This is a genomic window from Acidisphaera rubrifaciens HS-AP3 (assembly GCF_000964365.1).
Taxonomy (GTDB): Bacteria; Pseudomonadota; Alphaproteobacteria; order Acetobacterales; family Acetobacteraceae; genus Acidisphaera; species Acidisphaera rubrifaciens.
On the sequence record NZ_BANB01000885.1, the window covers coordinates 1 to 3,324 of the forward strand.

Here is a 3,324-nt window from a genome sequence, read left to right on the forward strand (position 1 = left end):
GCATCGTCAAGAAGAACGCCATCATGATGATCGATTTCGCGCTGGACGCGGAGCGCAATCAGGGCATGACGGCGCGCGAGGCGATCTATCAGGCGTGCCTGCTGCGGTTCCGCCCGATCCTGATGACGACCTTCGCCGCCCTGTTCGGCGCGCTGCCGCTGATGCTGGGCAGCGGCACGGGGTCGGAGCTGCGCCGCCCGCTCGGCATCGCGATCGTGGGCGGGCTGATCGTCAGCCAGGTGCTGACCTTGTTCACGACGCCGGTGATCTATCTGTATTTCGACCGGCTGGCGCTGCGCCTCGGGCGGCTGCGCGAGCGTGAGGCATGAACATCTCGTCCACGTTCATCGGGCGGCCGGTGGCGACGACGCTGCTGACCATCGGCCTCGCGCTCGCCGGCGTGTTCGCCTATTTCCGCCTGCCGGTGGCACCGCTGCCGCAGGTGGATTTCCCGACCATCCTGGTGCAGGCGACCCTGCCGGGCGCGAGCCCGGACACCGTCGCGACCAGCCTCGCGGCGCCGCTGGAACGCCATCTCGGCCAGATCGCCGACGTGACGGAGATCACGTCGCAGAGTTCGGTCTCGCGCACGCGGATCACCGTGCAGTTCGGCCTCGACCGCGACATCGACGGGGCGGCGCGCGACGTGGAGGCGGCGATCCAGGCGGCGCGGGCCGATCTGCCGAGCAATCTCCGGCAGAATCCGACCTATAACAAGGTGAACCCGGCCGACAGCCCGGTGATGGTGCTGGCGCTGACGTCGAAGACGATGACGCGCGGGCAGATGTACGACAAGGCGGCGTCGGTACTGCAGCAGAGCCTGTCGCAGATCAGCGGCATCGGCGAGGTGGACATCAGCGGCTCGTCGCTGCCCGCGGTGCGGGTGGAGCTGAACCCGAGCGCGCTGTTCCAGTACGGCGTCGGGCTGGAGGACGTGCGCGCGGCACTCGCGTCCGCCAACGCCAACGCGCCCAAGGGCGCGGTCGAGATTGGGCCGCAGCGGTTCCAGATCTACACCAACGACCAGGCGACCCATGCCGCCGACTATCGCCCGCTGATCGTCGCGTATCGCAACAACGCGCCGATCCGGCTGACGGATGTGGGCGAGGTGGTGGATTCGGTTGAGGACCTGCGCAATCTCGGCCTCGCCAACGGGCAGCCGGCGGTGCTGGCGATCCTGTACCGGCAGCCTGGCGCCAACATCATCGAGACGGTCGACCAGGTGATGGCGATCCTCCCACAGCTCAAGGCGCAGCTGCCGGGCGACATGGACGTGTCCGTCGTGCTCAACCGCACCACCACGATCCGCGGCGCGCTGCGCGACACGCAGGTGACGCTGCTGGTGGCGATCGTGCTGGTGGTGCTGGTGGTGTTCGCCTTCCTGCGCGACTGGCGGGCGACGGTGATCCCGAGTGTCGCGGTGCCGGTCTCCATCCTCGGCACGTTCGGGATGATGTACCTGTTCGGCTACAGCCTGGACAACCTGTCGCTGATGGCGCTGATCGTGTCCACCGGGTTCGTGGTCGACGACGCGATCGTGGTGCTGGAGAACATCCAGCGCCATGTCGAGGCCGGCATGCCGCGCTTCGCCGCCGCCCTGCAGGGCGCGCGCGAGATTGGCTTCACCGTCATATCCATGAGCCTGTCGCTGGTCGCGGTGTTCCTGCCGATCCTGCTGATGGGCGGGCTGGTGGGGCGGCTGTTCCGCGAATTCGCGCTGACGCTGACCTTTGCCATCCTGGTGTCGATGGTGGTCGCGCTGACCACCACACCGATGATGTGCGCGCTGCTGCTGCGCCGCGAGGCGGGGCGGGCGCACGGGCGGCTGCACCGGGCGAGCGAGGCGGTGTTCGACGCCATGCTGCGCGCCTATGAGCGCAGCCTGCGCTGGGCGCTGCGGCATACGGTGGTGGTGATGGGCAGCCTGTTCGCCACCATCATCGGCAGCGTGCTGCTGTTCGCGATCGTGCCGAAGGGGTTCTTTCCGCAGCAGGATACCGGCGTGCTGATCGGCTATCTGGTCGGTGACCAGAGCATCAGCTTCCAGCGCATGGAGAAGAAGCTGCGGCAGGTGATGGCGATCATCCGCGCCGACCCGGCGGTGGAGAGCGTCGCGGGCTTCACCGGCGGGCGGGTGACGAATACCGGCTTCACCTTCACCACGCTGAAACCCTATGCCGAGCGGCGGCTGACGGCGGATCAGGTGATCGGCCGGCTGCGCCCGAAGCTCGCCCACGTCGCCGGTGCGACGCTTGTGCTGCAGGCGGCGCAGGATCTGCGCGTGGGCGGACGGCAGGCATACGGGCAGTATCAGTACACGCTGCAGGCGGATACCGACGCGCTGTTGTACGAATGGACGCCGAAGCTCGTGGCCGCGCTGCGCAAGCGGCCGGAGCTGGCGGACGTCAACAGCGATCTGCAGCAGGCGGGGCTGGAGACGGATATCGACATCGACCGCGCGACGGCGGCGCGGCTCAATCTGGTGCCCAGCACGATCGACGCGACCCTGTACGACGCGTTCGGGCAGCGGCAGGTCTCGACCATCTACAACGCGCTCAATCAGTATCACGTGGTGATGGAGGTGGCGCCGCGCTACTGGCAGAGCCCGGACACGCTGCGCAACCTGTGGGTCAGCACGTCGGGCGCGATCGCGAGCGGCACGTCCACGACGCAATTCCCGGTGGGCACCGCGACGGGGCCGGCGAGCACCACGGCGGCCGCGGCGGCGGCGACACCGTCGAGCAGCATCAACAGCACGGCGGCGGCGATCGCGCTCAATTCGGCGCGCAACGCGGTGATCAACGCGCTGGCGGTCAGCGGCAACGGCGTCGCGTCGGCCGGCGCACCGGTCAGCACCGCGAAGGAGACGATGATCCCGCTCGCCGCCTTTGCGTCCTATGGCCCGGGCAAGACGCCGCTCGCGGTGAACCATCAGGGGCAGTTCGTCGCCGCCACCGTGTCGTTCAACCTGCCGCCGGGGCGGCCGCTGTCGGCGGCGACGGCGGCGATATCGGCGACCGAACGCGCGATCGGCATGCCGCAGGCAATCCACGGCAGCTATGCCGGCACGGCGGCGACGTTCCAGTCGTCGCTGGCGACCGAGCCGCTGCTGATCGCCGCGGCGCTGCTGGCGATTTATATCGTCCTCGGCATGCTGTACGAGAGCTACATCCACCCGATCACGATCCTGTCCACCATCCCGTCGGCGATGGTCGGGCTCGTGCTCGCGCTGATGCTGTTCCGCCAGGAGTTCAGCATCATCGCGCTGATCGGCCTGATCCTGCTGATCGGCATCGTCAAGAAGAACGCCATCATGATGATCGA

2 protein-coding genes are annotated in these 3,324 nt (G+C 68.2%); both read left to right on the forward strand.

Features of this window, described 5'->3' with window-relative positions; translation table 11 throughout:
- Window positions 1-329: efflux RND transporter permease subunit (locus B8460_RS18760; protein WP_048863148.1), on the forward strand; the 329-nt coding region annotated here is incomplete at its 5' end.
- The coding region (locus B8460_RS18765) for an efflux RND transporter permease subunit (RefSeq protein WP_048863149.1) at window positions 326-3,324 on the forward strand (2,999 nt) is incomplete at its 3' end. The genes B8460_RS18760 and B8460_RS18765, both read left to right, overlap by 4 nt.